Annotated in this window: 10 protein-coding genes; 3 read left to right on the top strand and 7 right to left on the bottom strand. The window is 46.9% G+C overall.

Annotation, left to right across the window (positions count from 1 at the left end; all coding sequences use genetic code 11):
• The first annotated feature begins 276 nt into the window (after positions 1-276).
• From DXN04_RS17290 to DXN04_RS17300, 3 genes are read left to right on the top strand one after another with little or no spacing between them, the layout of a single operon-like run.
• The gene (locus tag DXN04_RS17290) at positions 277-8,124 is read left to right on the top strand and encodes a T9SS type A sorting domain-containing protein (protein WP_116854640.1); all 7,848 of its coding nucleotides are present in this window, start codon (positions 277-279) and stop codon (positions 8,122-8,124) included.
• Positions 8,125-8,128: 4 nt separating this feature from the next.
• Positions 8,129-8,626, top strand: a complete 498-nt coding sequence (locus tag DXN04_RS17295) for a DUF4402 domain-containing protein (protein ID WP_116854641.1) — start codon at positions 8,129-8,131, stop codon at positions 8,624-8,626.
• 2 nt (positions 8,627-8,628) lie between these two features.
• On the top strand, positions 8,629-11,346 hold the full coding sequence (locus DXN04_RS17300; protein WP_147319967.1) for a carboxypeptidase-like regulatory domain-containing protein: 2,718 nt from the start codon (positions 8,629-8,631) through the stop codon (positions 11,344-11,346).
• A gap of 63 nt (positions 11,347-11,409) precedes the next feature.
• Here the strand turns inward: DXN04_RS17300 and yiaK are convergent, their stop codons facing one another.
• The 7 genes from yiaK to DXN04_RS17335 all read right to left on the bottom strand — a co-directional run bounded on the left by yiaK (position 11,410) and on the right by DXN04_RS17335 (position 20,995).
• Positions 11,410-12,381, bottom strand: coding sequence for a 3-dehydro-L-gulonate 2-dehydrogenase (gene yiaK / locus DXN04_RS17305; protein ID WP_116854643.1), 972 nt, complete (start codon positions 12,379-12,381; stop codon positions 11,410-11,412).
• A 112-nt stretch (positions 12,382-12,493) separates the two neighbouring features.
• On the bottom strand, positions 12,494-13,714 hold the full coding sequence (locus DXN04_RS17310) for an ABC transporter permease (protein ID WP_116854644.1): 1,221 nt from the start codon (positions 13,712-13,714) through the stop codon (positions 12,494-12,496).
• Positions 13,715-13,859: 145 nt separating this feature from the next.
• A complete protein-coding gene (locus tag DXN04_RS17315; protein ID WP_116854645.1) occupies positions 13,860-14,609 on the bottom strand; it encodes an ABC transporter ATP-binding protein in 750 nt (249 codons plus the stop codon).
• A 29-nt stretch (positions 14,610-14,638) separates the two neighbouring features.
• Positions 14,639-15,889, bottom strand: coding sequence for an efflux RND transporter periplasmic adaptor subunit (locus DXN04_RS17320; protein ID WP_116854646.1), 1,251 nt, complete (start codon positions 15,887-15,889; stop codon positions 14,639-14,641).
• A 22-nt stretch (positions 15,890-15,911) separates the two neighbouring features.
• A complete protein-coding gene (locus tag DXN04_RS17325; protein ID WP_116854647.1) occupies positions 15,912-17,228 on the bottom strand; it encodes a TolC family protein in 1,317 nt (438 codons plus the stop codon).
• A gap of 136 nt (positions 17,229-17,364) precedes the next feature.
• The gene (locus DXN04_RS17330; protein WP_116854648.1) at positions 17,365-19,323 is read right to left on the bottom strand and encodes an alpha-L-arabinofuranosidase C-terminal domain-containing protein; all 1,959 of its coding nucleotides are present in this window, start codon (positions 19,321-19,323) and stop codon (positions 17,365-17,367) included.
• Positions 19,324-19,546: 223 nt separating this feature from the next.
• Complete coding sequence (locus DXN04_RS17335; RefSeq protein ID WP_116854649.1) at positions 19,547-20,995, bottom strand: RagB/SusD family nutrient uptake outer membrane protein; 1,449 nt, start codon at positions 20,993-20,995, stop codon at positions 19,547-19,549.
• Positions 20,996-21,004 lie beyond the last annotated feature (9 nt).

The following is a 21,004-nucleotide window of genomic DNA, read 5'->3' on the forward strand; positions in this document are numbered from 1 at the left end:
TTAATGTCTCATTGAATCAAGAAAATCATCAAACCAGATTACTCCTATCAGTTCTTATATCATAACAGGAATAAAGCAGATTCATTTTGCATTGTTCGTACTTACAATTCCTTCTAAAATTATAAAAGGATAATTGGATCTCATAATCTCCCTCAACCAGAGATTATAATACTAATTGTACTGCTCATTTAGGCAAGCGTATTGAGTATGCAAAAAATAAAACAATTCAGTTACTTACTCATAGTTACCTTTTGCTTGTTTGTCCCACTCTCCATAATGGGACAAACAAGCTGGAAAGGTACTGTCAATACCTCCTGGAATGAGTCCGGCAACTGGACCGCCGGCATACCTACCGCTACCAGTACCGTCGTAATCGGAGACGCTAACTTTACCGGCTCCTTTCAGCCAACAGTCAACATGCCGGCCTCCTGTAAATCATTGACAATTACCTCCGGTACCCTTACCCAAAACAAAAGTCTGTATGTAGGCGGCAACCTGACCATCAACACCGGTGCTACCCTGGCACACAACACAGGGCCACTCACCGTCTCCGGAAATTTTATCAGAAGTGGTACTTACACCGCTACCACCGGTGCCACCGTATTATTAAGCGGGCTTACATCCACCATTACAGGTACCACCACTTTCAATAACCTGACTATCCTGGCCGGCAGCAATGTAAGCATCAGTAATAACATCACCGTCAATAACACGCTGACTGTAAACGGTACCTTTACACCCCTGGAAAATACAACACCATACCTCGTATCCGGAACAGGCAACCTGAATGTCGGAGCGAATGGCACCCTAAAAGTAAACGCCGCTACCTTTGGGGCCAATTACGCCCTTACAGGAGCCATCACACTTGCCGCTGGCAGCACTGTTGAATACAGCGCCAACACGATCGCACAATCTATATCTGCTACCCACTCCTACTCTACTTTGAAAATCAGTGGAAGCACCGTAAAGACGCTCCTGGGCAACCTGAATGCCCTCAACTCAACGACCGCCTACACCGGCAAAATTGATGTCTCCGCAGGGACCCTGGACCTTTCTACCTTCACAGCAAACAGAGGTACTACCGTAGCAGGAGGATGGCTTCACGTAGGCAATGGCGCTACGCTCAGAATAGGCGGTACCAACACCCTTCCCGCCAATTTCGCCAGCACACAACTGGAATTGAATAGTACCGTAGAATATTACGGTAGTTCACAAACAGTAGCAGCAACAACGTATGGCAACCTAACGCTTTCAACGGCCGGCAGTACGAAGGTAACCACCGCTACCCCCACTACTGTAAATGGTGACCTGACCATCGCCGCCAGCGTCACCTTCACCCCCGCCGCCAATATGACTATCAATGGAGCCACCAATATTAACGGCATTATGAATGGCGGCACTTTCACTTATACCCTGAACGGCAACTGGGCAAATGCAGGCACATTTACGGGCAATACCTCAACTGTGATTTTAAATGGGAATGGCAATACTTTAACCGGAACTGGAACCAATAATTTTAATAACCTGACTATAGGAACAGGCAACGTAACAGCAGCTGCGAATACAGCCATCAACGTGGGAGGAAATCTGGTAAGCAACGGCACCTTTACCCATAGCAGCGGCGGTACTGTTACCCTATCCGGCGCAACATCCACCATTAGCGGTTCAGGAATCACCTTTGACAACCTCACTATTTCAGGTACTGTGAGCGCCAGCAGCAATTTTGCAATGACAGGGAATCTTGTTGTAAATGGCACCTTCACCGGAAGTAGTAATATTCTCACCATGACCGGCACCAGTAAAACGATCAGTGGAACAGGAACAAGCACATTCAGCACCTTGTTTGTACAAGGAAGTGTAACAGCCACCAATAATTTCACCATTGCCAATGCCCTTGATGTAAGCGGAAGTCTTAGTACTACTAACACCACAACATTTACGGGTAGCAGTACAGTGAGCGGCACTCCCAACCTGAACAACGTAACTGTAAGTGGTACGTCCCTGCAACTGGCAGCGAATACCGTGCTTGGCATTGCCGGTACACTCACCCTGACAGGCACGCTGAACGTGACAGGCACCATTCCCAATACCATCAGTTTCAATGGTACCGGCGCGCAAAGCATTCCTGGCGGCACTTATAATAACTTAACGATAGCAGGCGGAAATACAAAAACTGCCGGTGGCGCACTGACTGTAAACGGAGACCTGAACATAGCGTCAGGAGGAACTTTTTCTGCAGGCACCTTTACACATGCTGTATCCGGCAACTGGGTGAATACAGGCACTTTTACACCTGGTACAGGAACAATTTCGCTGACAGGAAATACGAATACCACCATCTCTGGTGCCGCTGCTACTACAATCACATTCTATCACCTTACCCTGAATAAAACTAACCAGACCAATACTGTTACATTGGCCAACAACGTCACCATTAATGGGACACCCACGTTGACAACCGGCATCATTTATACAGGCAGTAATGTGCTGACCTTTGCTGGTAGTGAAAGAACGACATTAGGTACCGGTATTGTGCTAGGTACTATTACGAGATTATACAATAGTGTTTTAAGCCTGACAACATCCTATTTTGAAAGCCCATTTACCTCCCTTTCCGGTGTCACAACTGTACTCGGCGGTTCCCTTACCGTGACCGCCACCAAAGCTCCGGTGACAAGCTTTACAGCCGGGGCATCTGTTAACAGGACATACTCATTTTCAGCGAGCGGCGTTTCATTAGGTTTATTGCCTACCTTATCATTACACTATGAGGATATAGAATTAAACGGCAATAACGAAAACACGATGCAGATCTATAGTAGCACTACAGGAAGTGGTACCTGGTCTGCTTTAGGGAAAAGCAGCAATAGTAGTACAAGCAACTATGTCAGCTACACCAATATCGCCATTTTAGCAAGCGGCTACTCCGCCACTTTCGCTGATGTCGCGCCTGTAGTACGATGGGTAGGCGGAACCAGCACAGACTGGAATACCGCCAGCAACTGGAGTGTGGTAGGTGGGGGTACGGCACGTGTACCTTTAGCTACCGACGTTGCAGACCTGGGGAGTGTAGCCTTCACCAACCAGCCAACTATCAGTAATACCGTCAGTGTAAGAGCTGTTTATTTTGGCAGTGCCAGTACAAATCCGGTTACTTTAACAATTGCTTCCGGAGGATCATTAAGCACATCCGGGAATATCACCGCAGGCTGGAGTGCCAATAAAACACACACCATTAATGCCGGGGCACAGAATATCACCGTAGGTGGAGACCTGCTGCTCAGCGATGGTACCACAGGTCATGCAATCAATCTGAATGTAAGTACCGGCACTATTAGCGTAGCCGGTAATGTATGGCAATCAGGTGGAGCAAATATCACTTTCTCAGGTGCTGGCGCATTGAATATTGGTGGTGATTTCAACTACAGCAGTGGTACCTTTACGGCTGCTACAGGCACCGTTATCTACAATGGAACGGGCCCGCAATTAGTAGCAGCAGTGCCTTATAATAACCTTACTATTTCAAAAACTGCAGCAATTGCAGGCATTAATAACACCACTACCGTAGCCGGTAATTTAACCCTTACTACCAGTACCGGCACCTGTCAACTGGACCTCAATGCAAACCTTACAGTGACAGGTAATGTCAGCAACGGAGGCATCCTCAATGCTAAAAATGCTACTCTCACTGTCGGTGGCAACTGGTCAAATACCGGCACTTTCACCCCCGGCGGCAGTACCCTTTCTTTCAATGGAACAGGCGCACAATCTATCAGCGCCAGCACCTTCAACAATCTTACTGTCAATAAATCCAGCGGCACTGCCACATTAGGTGGTATTGCCGTAATAAATGGCAACCTGACCATAAGCAGTGGTACCCTGGACCTCAGTACTTTTAGCGCCAACAGAAGCGTAGCAGGTGGTAGCGTTACACTTGCAGCCGGGGCATCGTTGCTGGCAGCTGGTACCTTCCCTGCCAATTACAACCTGTATTCTTTTGCTGCAACAAGTACAGTGACTTACGCAGGTGCCAGTGCACAAACCGTTGCGCCACTTACTTATGGTAATCTTTCTTTTACCGGAGCAGGCACTAAAACGCTCTCCGGTATTACCATCGTAAATGGTAATATAAACAATGGTAGCGGTTCAACATTGAACGGCGCTACTAACCTGTTAAGTATTTCCGGTAGCTGGACAAACAGCGGCACCTTTACCCCTGCTACCGGCACAGTTGCACTCTCCGGAAGTGGCCAAACCATTACCGGGGCTACCACCTTTAACAAAGTAAGTGTAACCGGCAGCTATACAGCGAGCGGCATTAACCTTATCTTCAACGGCCCACTTGCCGTGCCCGCAGGCGGTACCTTCACTACCGGTGCTGGTGTAATCACGCTCAACGGAGATGTGAGTATCGGAGGCAGTTTCAGCAATACCGGTACACTTGCTTTTGGTGGTACTGCCGTACAGAACATCCTGCTTAAAAGTGCTATTACCAGCAACATCATGAGTTTCAATGGCAGCATCTCCCCTGCTTTTTACGCCAGTGCGATCCCTGGTATTGCAACACTGAATATCAATAATACTGCTGGAGTGAATCCGGTGACCGATCTGCTCGTTACTACTGCCTTAAATACCGGTGCTACAGGCAATTTCAATGGCGGATTCTTTACCCAGGAAATCCAGGGAGGATTTACTAACAACGGCACTTATAGCAGCAGTGGCACCGTTTACTTTAATCCATCTGCTGCACAGGTTTTAACTATCAATGGGACCAGCTTTATCAGCAATGACCATGTAATTTTCGGAGGTACCAGCTCACTCAGTATCTCAGGGACACCGACTACTTTGACGCATGTTACATTTGCCAATACAAGCGCTGTTACACCTGCATCTAACTGGACCATTGGGGGTAATTTCATGCTGACAAGTACCGCAATTTTCAATGCAGGCAGCAACACATTTACAGTAACCGGCGATCTGACAAGCAACGGTACACTGAATGGTAATACTTCTTTGTTTACGATGAGTGGCAACCCCGCGGGTATTGCCGGCAATCCTTTGACTACTTTTTATGACTATACTGTGTCTGGAAGCGTGTCAGCTCTGAATGACTTCAATGTATCGCACAATTTCACTAATAATAACACATTCAATTCCACACAGGGTACAGTGTTCTTTACAGGTTCTACAGCTTCGATTATACAGGGTACGGCATCACCTTACAACCTGGCGCAATTTGCTATCAGCAAAAGTACCGGTATCTCTACTACACTTGCCGTGAATGTGACCGCGGTTGCAGATCTCCATGTCTTCAGCGGTACGCTTGATGCCAGTTCATTTACTATCACGCAGAATAACGGTTTGCTGAGTATTGAGGACAATGCATCCCTGCTTATAGGCGGCACGAATAGTTTGCCTACATTCAACGCTTACTACCTCGACACACTCAGTACTGTTAATTATAACGGCGCTACACAGGCTGTTTCTTCTGCTACCCCTTACGGGAACCTGGTGATCTCTACAGCAGGTAATAAGACAGCTTCGGCCAACCTACATGTCCTGAATAATTTCACATTGGAAAATGGCACCTTCATTCCCGGTGCATTTACTGACACGCTGGAAGGCAACTGGACAATGACCAGCGGTACATTTACAAATACAGGAAACACCGTGCTGTTTTATGGTGTTAAAAGTCAGACCATCAGTTCAACAGGAGGCTTCAATAATATCACTGTAAATAAATCGGCTAATAACGTCACACTAGCCAGCAGCGTGTCTGCAGCAGGTGTCACCACTTTCCTAAAAGGACTTATCGTCACTGGCAGCAATTCCTATAGCATTCCCGCAGGCGGCTCCATTTCCGGAGCAGGTGCTACTACAGGATGGATCTATGGAAGATTACAAATGAACTTCGCAACAGGCACAAACGTCAGCAACCTATTCCAGATAGGTGATGCTACTAACTATACGCCTGCCACTGTAGTAATGGCCAGTGTTACTACCAGCGGAAATCTGACAGGGATTACGCTTACACCGGATCATCCAAATATCAGCACCTCTGGACTGAATCCTAACAGGAGTGTGAACAGGTACTGGTCATTCACTAATTCAGGTACGGTATTTACTACGCTGAATGTCACCGTCAACTGGGTGACGGCGGATGTGGATGCAGGTGCCTTATTCCCTTATTTCCAGGTTGGTAATTATAACGGTAGCAGCTGGACATTGCCTGCTGTCACTTCACCACTGGCGAATACAATCACCGCTACAGGCCTTACTGGTATCGGGGATATCGCAGTTGCTGAGTTGCTCACGAATAACGTATGGACGGGCGCTGTGAGCACCAACTGGTTTAATGCAGGTAACTGGTCAGCAGGGATCGTACCGACAATTACAACAGATGCGACTATCCCTACTGCACTGACAAACTATCCGTTTATCAATACCGGTACCGCAATGACACACAATATTATTATTCAGACAGGTGCTTCTGTAACTGTGAGCGGTGGTACTATGCAAATCAGCGGACTCATTACAAATACCGGTACTTTTACTGCCAGCAATGGCTCTATTGAAATGAACGGTAGTACTGCACAAATCATTGCAGCGGGTACTTTTGCAACGAATACAATTAATAACCTTACTGCCAATAATGCAGCGGGTGTTACGATTGGCGGTACACTCAATATTGCAGGTGTATTGAAAGCCACGACCGGCACGCTTGCTACTGGTGGTTTTATAACCTTACTGTCCACAGCAGCACAGACGGCGCTGATCGATGGTAGCGGTGCAGGGAATGTGACCGGTAATGTGACGATGCAGCGTTACCTGCCTTCAGGGTTTGGTTATAAGTACATCAGTTCTCCGTTCCAGTCAGCAACAGTGGCCCAGATGGCAAGTGCAATTAACTTAACTGCGCCATTCCCGACTTTCTATAGTTATGAGGAGAACCGCTCCTACTCAGGTTGGACGACATATACAACAGTGACTAATCCATTAATACAAATGGCAGGGTATGCAGCAAATTTTGGTAGTGGTACGGCTGCAACTACTTTCAGTCTGACCGGAGCGGTGAATAATGGGCTGATTACTTCACCAACATTTACAAACAATAATCAACCATATACACTTGGATTTAACCTGGCAGGGAATCCCTATCCCTCGCCGGTGGATTGGAATGCTGCGGGCGGATGGACAAAGACCAATATTGATGATGCTATCTATTATTTCAATGCGGGAACGACGAATCAGTATACCGGTACATATAGTTCCTATATCAATGGGGTTTCAAGTGATGGGGTAGCAACCAATATCATTGCCGCCATGCAGGGATTTTTTGTGCATGTAACAAATGGTAGTTTTCCGGTGACGGCAACCTTTGCCGTGAATAATACTGCCAGGGTGAATAATCTTACGCCCAATTATCACAAGGATGCACCGTCGACGGTGCCATTGCTGCGTTTGAGTGCTGGTTTTACGGATGAAGGATTGGGAGAAGATGCCGCTGTGATTTATTTTGATCATAGTGCTGTGACGGATTTTGATCTTACCCTGGATGCCTTAAAGCTGATGAATACAGATGAGAATGTGCCGAATTTGTTTATGCGGGCGACCGATACAAACAGGTTGTCCATTTATTCATTGCCTTATTTGCTGGATACGGCTTTCGTAATCCCACTGGGCTTGTATACGAAAAAGACAGGAATACTGACATTCCGTACGCAGGATTTATTGCGAATGCCTGCTGGATGGCATGTTTATTTGAAAGACGGTAACACTTCCCTGAGGGAATTGTTGCAGGAATCGAAATATAAAGTGCAGGTGAAAGCGGGGGATGATGATACAAGGTTTTCATTGGTGTTTAGTCCGGTGGCGATAGAGACGGATGGTGCTGGCGTGAATGAGTTTAAGGCATATAGTGCCTATGGGAAGATTTTTGTGAGTTTGCCCGAAGATGGACAGCTCGCGGTGACAAACATGGCGGGCCAGGTGATGTTTCAGCAGAAGATGACGGGCACTGGTATGAAGGAGTTAAATGCAGCGTTTAGTAGCGGCATCTATGTGGTAAGTTTTTATTCGGGAAAAGGGTTGAAGACGAAAAAAGTGTTTGTGGCGCATCAGTAATGACATGAAAGTACCTGTTCATACCATATTACTCATTTTCGGTTTACTGGCCTGGCGACCAGCGCAGGCGCAACAGCCTCCACCAAGACCTATCTCGATCTTTGTAAATCCTGCGCAGGGTTTACGGTTCGGGGCATTTACACTGGGTACAACGGGAGGAACTGTTGCTGTCGCTGCAAGTGGCGCAAGAACGAGTACGGGGGATGTAGTATTGTTACAACTGGGGTACACATTTGCGCCAGCGGTTTTTGAAGTAGATGCAAATCCTGGAACACTGATACAGATTGTGAATGGCCCATCTACTGTCCTGACAGGCAGTAACGGAGGTACACTGTTGCTGACTATTGGTAGTTCCAGTACAGGTACGCCATTTATTGCTACAGCGACTCCGCCGGCGAGAACGCTGGTGAGGATAGGCGGTACGCTTACAGTAGGGAACCTGCTGAGTAACCCGGCAGGACAGTATAGCGGGATGTTCAATGTGACTTTTATACAGGAATGATTTTGAAGAACCATGCAAATATTATTACCCATTGTATGTCTGCTTACAGGCATATGTGGAACTGTTTGCTGTTACCGTCACGGGCATTTTGTGACAAAAAAATAAATTCCGGTTCAAAGAAAAACACGCCTACCCTCAAACGCATTGGGCTGTGCCTCCTTTTATTACTCACCTCCTTATCTCTCAAAGCTGCCGGCCCTGATCGTGAAGATGATGATGATTTCGATTATGAAGAAATTTCCATCACCTTTGTCGTAAAAGATATGGGTGGCGTGGAAATGCCCGCACTCATTCACAACGATACCGTCTACCTGCCAGTATCTACCCTTTTCAATTACCTGAAGATCCGCAACATCCCTTCCGAAGGACTCGATTCTATTTCCGGATTCTTCATCCACCAGGACTCTACCTACCTCATTGACAGGGCTCATAAACTCATCAACTATAAAAACAAAACTTACCATCTCCAGCACCAGAGTCTTGTCAGGGTGGCGGATGAACTATACCTGCGTTCGGACATCTTCGGACAGGTATTTGGCCTGACCTGCAGATTTAACTTCAGGAATCTTGCCATTAACATGGAACCTAAAGTGGAATTGCCGGCCATCCGGGAATTACGCCAGGAACTAATGCGGCAAAATATCGGCAAACTCAAAGGGAATATGGTCGCCGATACAAACGTTGCCCGAACCTATCCTCTATTCCATTTTGGCATGGCAGATTGGGCAGTCATTGCTACGCAAAGAACTCCCGGCAATTCTGACACCCGCCTCAACCTCTCGCTGGGAGGTATTCTTGCAGGTGGGGAGGCAATCGTCTCATTGAACTATAATAACTTTTCACAACAAAACAGAACCACCATCTCTCATGACAGTGATTATATCCGGCCATTGGATGAACGTCAGCAATTCTATCGGTGGCGGTATGCAAATAATGATCATGCTGCACTGAGACAGGTTATCGCAGGCAAGATTTATGCACAGTCAGTTGCGTCTATTTTCTCCCCGGTAGTCGGTGTTACATTGACCAATACGCCGACCGGCATTCGTCGTGCTTATGGCACTTATACCCTCAGTAATTTCACGGAGCCTAACTGGACAGTGGAATTATATGTAAACGGTGCATTGGTGGATTACACCAAAGCAGATCCGGCGGGATTCTTTACATTCCAGGTACCGCTGGTATATGGGAATACCCAGGTGACGCTTCGATATTATGGACCATGGGGCGAAGAAAGATATAAGGATGAAAATATCATTGTGCCATTCAACTTCCTGCCTTATCATGAATTCGAATATTCTGCCAGCGGGGGAATGGTACAGGATACAGGGCATAGCCAGTTTGCGCATATCCAGGGGAATTATGGCCTTACAAGACAGATTACAATCGGCGGGGGCTTTGAGTATCTTTCCTCTGTGAGTACGGGAAAACACATGCCTTTTGCAAATGTGTCTATGCTGATTGCTAAAGGACTATTGTTTACCGCAGACTATACCTACAATGTGCGGGGAAGAGGGATCCTTACCTATCGTCACCACTCCGGCTTAGAACTGGAGGCGGATTATATCAGGTATAAAGAGGGCCAGAAGGCTATAAATTTCAATTACCTGGAGGAGCATCGATTCATTGTATCAAAGCCTGTTACCTTTAAAAATATGGCCGCTTATACACGATTAACACTGGACCATATTTTATTGCCGGGAAATATCAATTATACAACTGCCGAATGGATGGTTTCGGGAGCAATTAAACAGGTGGGGACCAACCTGACCACTTACGGCATCTTCCTGGGGAATACGCATAAATACGTTTACAGTAATCTCGCCCTTACTTTCCGCCTACCATCCAACATTGTTTTTTTACCACAGGTGCAGTATAGTTATACTGATAAAAGTATCAGTTACTACAGAGCGGAGTTAGGAAAATATCTTTCCAGCAGGGGGTATGTGAACCTTACCTATGAGCAGAATAATGAGAGTCATGTAACGAATATCGGGCTTGGGCTGAGATGGGATTTCAGGGGAGCGCAGACAGCGGTGAATGCATGGCGGGGAGGCGGTGTAAGTACTTTCGTGGAGTCTGCAAGGGGAAGTTTTATTTACGATCGTCCTGCCAGGTATGCAAACTTTAATAACCGGGTGAATGTGGGAACTGGTGGAGTGACATTGGTGCCTTTCCTTGATTTGAATAATAACGGGCAACGGGATAAGGGAGAGCCAAAAGTAGAAGGTGTGAAAATTGGGGTGCAATATGGAAACGTGATTTATAGTAAGCGGGATTCTATCATAATGGTGACTAGTCTGGAGCCGTTTGTGAATTATCTGGTGAAGATAGATCCGAATAGCCTGCCGAATATTGCCTGGAGGATTAAGGACCAGACTTATAGTATTGCGATTGATCCGAACAAGTTGAAGATGGTGGAGATACCCGTATACATTGTCGGAGAGATTTCAGGCAGGGTGTATCTGAATAATGCACCCCAGGGAAGGGTGCTGGTGATTATCAGGGATAAGAAGGGGACGATGGTGGCGAGGGCCCTGACCGAGAATGACGGAACCTATGATTATATAGGCTTACCACCGGGTGATTATACGGCGAGTGTGGATCAGGGGCAGTTAAAGAAGATACGGAAGAAGGCCACGCCGGGGACATTGGCTTTTACGATCCGGCCGGTGAGGGATGGGGATGTGGTCGAGAAATTAGATTTCCATATTGAGTAAAAAGCGAAGAGACAATTGAGTTAATTCAATTGCCTCTTCCGGAAAAATATACATACTATAATGTTAAATCGCCTTTACCTTCTCCCACATCTCCTCATTCACAGGCACTCCATCCCTCAAATTCTCCAATCTCGTCCTATACGTATTCTCCCCAGGAAAACTAATCTCCTGCGGACTCTCTGATTTAGTATACTCCAAAATCCCGGCTATCAAATTTTCATGCAGATCAGGTTTGTGGATCGCAATAAAACACTGCGACACCCCAAACTCCTTCCCACTGGCAGTAATCTGTTCCACAGTACGGCCTCCCGTCAAAGCCGCCAGCAATACATCCAGCATCAGCGCTAAACCGGATCCTTTCCATAAACCAATAGGCAATGCTCTCTTCGTCTTCCTAATCTCTGCAGGATCGCGGGTAAGTTCACCTTTGCTATCAAAGCCTCCTTCAAACGGGAGTTGTTTTTGCTTCAGTTCATATTCCTGCATCTTGCCATAGGAATATTGAGACATCGCCATGTCCAATACAATGGGATGCTCTGGTCGGGGCACTGCAATGACCAAGGGATTATTGCCAAGACGGGGGAAGGTACCACCCCATGGAGGCATGCTACCCATAGCGTTTGTAAAACAGATCCCGATGCAATCTGCCTGGGCCGCCTGCCAGCCATAAGTGCCACCGCGCATCCAGTGGTTGGTATTCCGGATGCCAACGATGCCTACCCCATATTGCTTAGCCAGTTCGATTGCACGGTCCATACATACGGTAGCGTTGAACATACCGGGACCATTATAGCCTTCCCATGTTTCGATGAGGCCGTGTTTTTCCGCCATTTCAGGGATAGCATTGGGGTCTACAAGGCCATCTTTTATTAATTGCGCAAATACAGGGAAACGGTTTAGACCGTGAGAATAAACTCCGTCACGGCTGTTATCAGCAAAGATGCCGGCAACGATATCCGCTTTTGCAGAGTCAAATCCAAGGTCTATTAATTTCTCTTTAAAAACGCCCTTCAGTTCTTCGTATTTAACTCTCATGTTATAATTTTATTCGAATTTGAAATCTTTAAAGAGATATTTCTGACAATAACCGGCAGTAGGCTCAAAAAAGAATCCCTACTTTGTTTGAATACCAATAATCAAAGCTCTTCTACTCATACCGCAACGCCTCTATCGGATCCAACCTCGATGCCTTCTGCGCTGGATAATACCCAAAGAACACGCCGGTGGCAGCACACACCAAAAACGACAACACTATAGATGATTCCGATACCAGCGTCGGCCAGGACAAAAAGATCGTAATTAATTTGGCAGATGAGATACCTAAGATCACACCGATAATCCCTCCGGTAATACTAATCATAATTGCTTCTATCAGGAACTGCATCAGGATATCTATTCCTCTTGCTCCTATTGACATGCGCAATCCTATTTCACGTGTACGCTCCGTCACAGATACATACATGATGTTCATGATGCCAATGCCACCTATTACCAGCGAAATCCCTGCTATCGCAGTTAATAATATGGTGAGCAGATTGCTGGTAGAGCTTAATGCGCTGATCAGCTCAGCCATTGTTCGTACCTGGAAATCATCTTCGTCCGAGGAACGTAAACGATGCTGCTTGCGGAGGATGCTGGTGATTTCATCTGTAGCGGCATCTGAAGCACTTTCACTGACTGCAGAGGCGTAAATGGTACGGAAATAAATGGATGCTAATATTCTTTTTTGTACGGTAGTATATGGCGCAATGATGGCATCATCCTGATCCTGACCGAAGGAGCTTTGTCCTTTGGCTTCCAGCACACCTATTACCTGGAATGGGATATTATTAAACCGGATAATTTTGCCGATTGGGTTATCACCATTGGGAAATAAATTAGTGACTACTGTCTGGCCGAGGAGGCAGACTTTTGCGGAGGCACGTACATCCTCATCACTGAATGGGATGCCATCCTTCAACGCCCATTTCCGAATATCTAAATAAGATGGGCTTACACCATAGATAGTAGTCGGCCAGTTAAGCGCACCATTTATAGCCTGCCCGCTACTGTTTGCGGCAGGCGATACAGCGCTTACATTTTCAGCTTGTTTGCGGATGGCTTTGACATCGTCAATAGTAAGTGTATTGACGGATGTTCCACCTAGCCTGGCACCACCTGCCACATTGCTGCTGGGCAGGATGGTGATCATATTGGATCCCATGCTGGATAGCTGGGATTGAATGCTCTCTTTGCTGCCCTGGCCAATAGCCACCATGGCTATCACAGCAGCAACGCCAATGATGATGCCCAGCATGGTCAGAAAGGCCCGTAGCTTGTTACGAAGCAGGGCCTTGAAGGCAATTCTTAAAAGGTTTAATACATTCATACGATAAAGATCATCTGAAACCGGCCAGGAAAAAACGGTTCACGCTGCCGGTCTTATAATCATCAACTGTAAACTAAAACAAGACCCGTCGAAATGAAATATCCCCACTCTCTCAATTTTAAAAATTTCAATTCCTCTACCCACTCTAATAGTCATCCGACACCGGCAACGCCGCTAATGCCTCCTTCGCTGACCTCACATTCTCATTCTTCGTATCCTTCACTACCTTCCCATCCCGCAACATCACCGTCCGGCTACTAAATGCTGCTATATCCGGCTCATGCGTCACAAACACAATGGTCTTCCCCTGCTCCCTGTTCAACTCCTGCATCAGGGCCATGATCTCATACGATGTCCTCGTATCCAGATTCCCCGTTGCCTCATCCGCCAATATCATCACCGGCTCATTTACCAATGCCCTCGCTATCGCCACACGCTGCTGCTGCCCACCCGAAAGCTGACTCGGCGTATGATCCATTCGCTCCGCCAGTTTCACTGCCTCCAGTGCATGGATCGCTTTCTTACGCCGATCCTCATGACTGATTTCCATATTATAAAACAAGGGCAATTCTACATTCTCCAACGCAGAGGTGCGGGGCAATAAGTTGTACGCCTGGAACACAAATCCTATTTTACGATTCCTCAGCCGCGCAAGCTCATTCCGCGATAGCTGACCAATGTTTACTCCATCCAGGAGGTAATTACCCTCCGTAGGCTTGTCCAGGCAACCCAGTATGTTCAACAATGTCGTCTTGCCAGAACCACTGCTCCCCATGATCGTTACAAATTCACCCGCAAATACATCAAAGGATACGCCTTTCAGTGCACGAACGATCTCTGTGCCCATCCGGAATTCTCTTTTGATCTGCTGTATTTCTAATATCTTTTTATCCATCGCTTTATGTAAGATGAATGAACAAATTCCTACCGTCTCCTTCGCTGCGGCATAAACGGACTTCCACCGGATCCTGTTGTCTTCGTGCCCTTGCTTTCCACTTCCTGCGTCATTGCAGTGATCACATCATCATTCTCTGTCAATCCGGATATCACCTCGGCACGCGTATTATCATTCAATCCTATGATCACCTTTTTCTGCAACAAGGTATCTCCCTGTTTTACCCATACATAACTCGCCGTCACCTTCGAAGTATCTGCATGTTGTCTTCGCACTGTATCCTGCTCCCCTCCCGTCACCGGTTTGGATGATTTATGTTTCTCTGCTGCTGCCGGCGCGATACTTACAACCTTGAAATTCTTCGCCATCGCCGAATCCGGTTTAAACATCAGGGCCTTTGCCGGTATCAGTAATGCATGGTATTTCTCTGCTGTATAGATTGTCACCGTAGCAGTCATACCCGGTTTCAGTTTCATATTCTCATTTGGCGCACTGATGATCGTTGTATAAGTAACCACATTGGATGACACTGTTGGTTTCAAGCGGATCTCCTCTACCCTGCCGGAAAACTCATCTTCCAGATAGGCATCTACCGTGAAGGATACACGCTGACTATCTTTTACATTCCCGATGTCTGCTTCATCCACATTTGCCTGCACCTGCATCTTTGTAATATCCTTGGCAAGTATGAATAATGTAGGTGTGCTGAAACTTGCCGCTACGGTCTGTCCCACACTTACGGAGCGACTTAACACTACGCCGTCTATCGGGGAATAGATCTCTGTAAAGAAGAGATTTCTCTGTGCGGTGGCCAGGGATGCCCGTGCACTTTCCACGCTCGCCTTTGCCGCCTGGTACAAATAATTTGCATTATCGTAATCCGCCTTACTCACCGCACCTACATCATACAGTTGTTTCTCCCGTTTAAACTGTGCTTCCTGGTAGATCAGCTGGCTCTGTGCACTTGCCAGGGTTCCTTTATTCCTGTCTACCTCGGCCTGCAACAGCACTTTATCCAATTCTGCAATCAATTGCCCCTTCTTCACGGTAGAGTTAAAGTCGGCATAAATGTATTTCAGCGTACCTGATACCTGCGTACCTACCGCTACCGTATCCACCGGCTGCACATATCCAGTTGCTGTGACACTCGTATAGATATGACCATACTTTGGCTTTTCTGTTTCTACTATCACAGGTTTCTCTTTCTTTCTAAAAAAGAAGAACCATACGGCTAATACGGCCACAACGATCAGTATGATTATAAGGACCTTTTTATTCATCCTATATTAGTTTATTCAAATTTTATAATGTAACAGGTACTCCCCTATAAAAATCATAAATCCTTATATACAGCGCCGAACTATATTTCGCCTGTATATACGACTGCAATGCCTGTATATAGAGGTTTTTCTGCACCAGCACCTCTGTTGTATTCGTTGCTCCTATCTTCAACTGCTCATTTGCAATCCGATAGCTCTCCTGGGTATACCTTAACTGTTCTACTGCCGCATCGTATTGTGACTGCGCATTCAACACATTGATATATGCCTGCTCCACCTCGTAAGACAATGTAGTACGTGTATTCTGTAACGTAAGTTGTGCCTGCCCTACTCCCAGTTTCGCCACCGCCTCATTTACCTTATTCGCACGACGGCTGAAGATGGGTACCGAAAGGGTAACACCTATTTGTTGATAAAAGTTGTTATCCATCTGTTTCATAAATGCATAAGGACTATTATCCGTATAACTGCTACCTATGCCTGCGCCCGCAGTCAATGAAGGCAGGTATCCTGCCCGGGCTTTCAACACATCCAGCTTTGCGGACTCCACACTCAGCTCACTGCTCTTTACCTCTGGCCGGTTATTCAGCGCCGTTTGCCGGGCTTCAGACAAGGAGGTCAATACAGGATTAGACATCAGCGTATCAGGTTCCACTACTGCAAAATCGGTATCCGGCGGCAATTGCAGGATCTGTTTTAATGTAAGCAGGTTCTGACGGTGAGTATTCTCCGCAGCTACCAGGGTATATTTATCATTCGCTAATTGTGCCTGCAACTGGATCAGATCTTTCAGCGCCACCGTACCCACATCATAAAACTGCTGTTCCTGTTTCACCTGTGCTTCGGACGTAGCTACCACATCCCTGACATAGACAATATTCTCCTTTGCCAGCAGGATATTCAGGTAAGCCTGGGTAATGCTCAGGGTAATATCATTCTCAGAGGCAGCAAGGTCCAGGCCCGCTACCTGTACCAGCAATTCCTTTTGCCTGATATCATTCCGGAGATAACCACCATTATATAATGTAACAGAGGCACTGGCAGACGTGTTACCCGAGGTAGTGACCCGGGATCTGAGGTCGCCATTGCTATCAGCGACCCTGGAACGGGTCACAGATGGAGCCAGAGAGGCTGATACGCCGGGCAATACAGCTGATCGGGATAACAATAACTCCTGTTCAGAGATACTGCGGTTCAGGCGTAAACTATTCAGTGTGATATTATGCGTCTTTGCATAATCGAGGCAAGTCTGGAGACTCCAGCGTGGAACGGAGTCCTGGGCCTGCACAGGGGCACACTTACAAACAAAGAAACAGAAGATTATGAGTTTGTTGAACATATGGGAACATTTCAAGGCAGATACTCATCCGTTACTAATTTAACTAAAAAACGTGCCATGCTGTTCACTTAAAAAATGCAAAAGCCCATTTTTCTACCACCGGCAGAAAAATGGGCTAAATGGGAACAGTATTTTATTACTTGTATGGGATAACGAAAACGTTCACAGAAGAGGGCTGCAGGGTCACACTCGCACTGTTCTTTGTAACAGTCAGTTTCTGCTGCCGGGGCGCTACCAGTGAAGGTTCGTCCAATGTATTGATAGCCAGTTTGTCGGCAGCTGTCAGGAGTTGTTGTACGGCCGCCTCTTTGGTAGTCGTAGCACCTTCCAGCTGGATCTTGTAAGGACGGACAGCCGTGGAGACATTGACCACCTTCAGCAATAACTGGTGCTTAGCCGCATCGATGGTGGCACTGGCATAAATGCTGTCCTGGCCAGTGAGCGCCTTACCCTTTTCAAGAACAGGAACGGTGTTGGTGCCTTTGTAGTTAGCAAACAGTTTCTGTACATAATAATTAGGCGTACCCACTGAACGCAGGTTATCGAACCAGATGAGGTCTGGCCGCCATTGCCATGCATCTACATGTGCCAGCAGCGGTGCATAAGATGCCATATTCACTACATCCGCATTTCTTTCCAGGCCAGTCATGAACGCAGCTTCCGCCAGGGCACTCCCCCAGGTATTGCGACTTTCAGGCTGATCCTTCTCCTTATCCTTAATATGAGCTGCATACTCTCCTGCGAAGATATGAGGCGCTTTACGGTCATAATTATCGTACCGGGAGGCATTCTGCAGGAACCAGTCAGGAGCCATGTAATAATGTTCGTCTACCAGGTCCGCTTTGGAGTCTTTCAGCTGGGACCAGCCATAACGAAAACGCTCATCGTCAGGTGAAGGCCCTACGCTGGACACCAGTTTGATCTCAGGGTGTTTCGTCTTCAGGGCTGTTTCCCACATTTTATAGCGAACAATGTACTGGCTATCCCATTGCTCATTACCTACCCCGATCATTTTCAGGTTGAAAGGCCTGGGATGCCCCATATCGGCCCTCAGTTTTCCCCATTTTGTATCTGTACCGGCATTGGCAAATTCGATCAGGTCCAGTGCATCCTGGATATAATTATTTACATCCTCATCCGCAGCTACCTCCCCGGTATTGAACTGGCAGGCCATGCCGCAGTTCAGGATAGGCAGTGGCTCGGCACCAATATCTTCTGCCAGTTGGAAGTATTCGTAGAAACCCAGGCCATAGCTCTGGTAGTAGTCACCCGGAGCGCGGTACGGGAACTCAGTATTCCACCTGTTTACGATCAGGGTACGGTCTTCAACAGGACCTACAGTCTTTTTCCACTGGTAACGGTTTACCAGGTCCTTACCTTCCACGATACAACCACCCGGGAAACGGACAAATCCAGGATGCAGGTCAGCCAGGAGTTGCACCAGGTCGGATCGAAGACCACCTGGACGCTGTTTCCATGTATTAGCGGGGAAGAGAGAAAGCATATCCGCATCTACAGAACCCTTGCCTTCGAAGAAGACCTGCAGGCCACCTTTAGCCACCGTTTCGCTGGCAGTGATACTTGCTGTGTAAGACTTCCAGTCTTTGCCGGGAGTTCCTACGGTAGCAGAGCCGATAGCCGTGCCTTTGTCGTTGAGGAGGACTACCTTAATGGTAATGTCCCCGGTTGTATTGCCGGCCAGTATGGAGAAATTGTAGGTCTCCCCTTTCTTAAAACCCATACCCCGGAAACCTTCGTTGAAAAGACCGAAACTGCCGGTGGTAGTAATGTGTGCATAGCGTGGGTTAGCCGCATTTTCCGGGGCACGGTTCACGATCAGTACCTTTCCGGCATTGGCATCCCTGATCACTTTCCATCCCTGTAAAGGCTGGGCAAATTCAAATGAGCGGTTTTTGACCAGCTCAGCATAAATGCCGCCGTCCGCCGAGAAATTTATGTCTTCAAAAAAGATCCCCCACATGGTGGGTTGAACAGTGTGTTGCGGTGTGTTTACTTTGACGGTGAGCGTCTGAGCCACGGAAATGGTTCCGGACAATAATAGTGCTGTCAGACAGCGATGAAATTTGTATCGCATAACCAGGAATTATTCAGAAGCTCAATATAGGCTTAAAAAAGGAAACTTTGTGTGTAAATTTGACAGTTATTTAATGCACCCTGGTAAATAAGAATTTTTGGCAATAAAAAAGGGGCAGTATCAAAAGTAAATTTCCTGGAATTAAACCAGGAACCTGATGGAAAGAATGCCTTTTTAATTCTTAATCCTATCAGGTTACTTTTGATACCGCCCTGTTCACATATTAATAATTTGAATTCTGTACCAGCACCCCGTTACTTTTGTCAATCTCAGATTGTGGTAAGGGGAAGTAGTAATTCTTTGGTCTGGTAAAAGTCCTTGCTGCCTGGATCACGGCTCCTGAAGACGTGAGCTTTGGCTTGTTGTAGATCGTAGTGATATCAATGATCCCCGCCTTGTCCCAACGCATCAGGTCCTGGTGGCGCTCATTCTCCCCACACAATTCTACTCTTCTCTCATGCATCAGGGCGGTCATGCCAGCATTGGATACAGGTGTCAAACCCACTCTTGAACGAAGGGCATTGATTTCGGCATCGCCGGCACCGGCACCAGTCTGGCGGATCTTCGCTTCTGCCACACACAGATAAATATCTGATGTACGCATCAATGGATACTTAAAGGAATAGTTCAGGCCACCTGTGCTTATCCATGCGCAAAACTTATTGTAATGATACCCTGTAGAAGACAATGATGCGGTGTAAGTAGCTGTACCTGTACCAATATTGATCACATCTCCCGGTTTCATAATACATACATCCTTGCGGGGATCTCCATCTTCAAATTCGTCCAGTAATCCCTGTACAGGCTCAAAGAAATCCCATCCACCCCAGGCACGCGGTGCGTGATAAGTGATGAAGTCAGAATACCCCCATCCGTCCAGCGTTTGTACGTTCAACAGCATTTCACTGTTATTGCTGGTAGCAGGAGTGAAGTTTGCCGCATAGGTAGATTGCAATGCATAGTTCGCATTTGTAATCACGCTATCACCATATAATATAGTGTTTGCAAAATCATTCTCATAGAGATACAGTTTCGCGAGCAAGCCCCATGCTGCACCTTTGCTCACACGACCTGCCTGTGATGCATCGTAACTTTCCGGCAGCAGGATAGCCGCTGCTTTCAGGTCCGCTTCGATCTGTGCATGTACTTCGTCGATAGTAGATTTTGCTTTATTGTAAGTACCGTTTTTGATATCCTCTTCCATGATCATTGGTACATCACCATAGATCAAAGCGAGTCGCCAGTAAGCGAATGCACGGAAGAAGTGGGCCTCACCCAGACAACGGTTTTTTACATCCGCACTGATATTTGTAATCGCCGGAATGTATAGCAGTGCACTATTCGATCTGTTCAGCATTTCATACTTCCACTTCCAGGGTGCTTTTACAGCAGCATTGGAGGCATCGTAGGTAAAGGCTTCCAGGTCCGCCAGTTCCGGGTGATCCCCTGCACGGTACTGGTCGTCCGAACAATTGTCGTACACAAATTCACCAAAGCCGGTAAAATCTTCTTCCAGTAAAATATTATAGATCCCCGTGATGCCGTCTACCGCGTCAGATTCATTGCGCCAGTAGTTGGCCGTAGTATAGCTACCTTTTTTATCTACATCCAGTTCCTTATTACAGGCAAAGAACGCAGGTACACACAGCAGCAGATATTTCATTCGTTTCATTGCTTAATT

The sequence above is a fragment of the Chitinophaga silvisoli genome (assembly GCF_003412465.1).
Taxonomy (GTDB): domain Bacteria; phylum Bacteroidota; class Bacteroidia; order Chitinophagales; family Chitinophagaceae; genus Chitinophaga; species Chitinophaga silvisoli.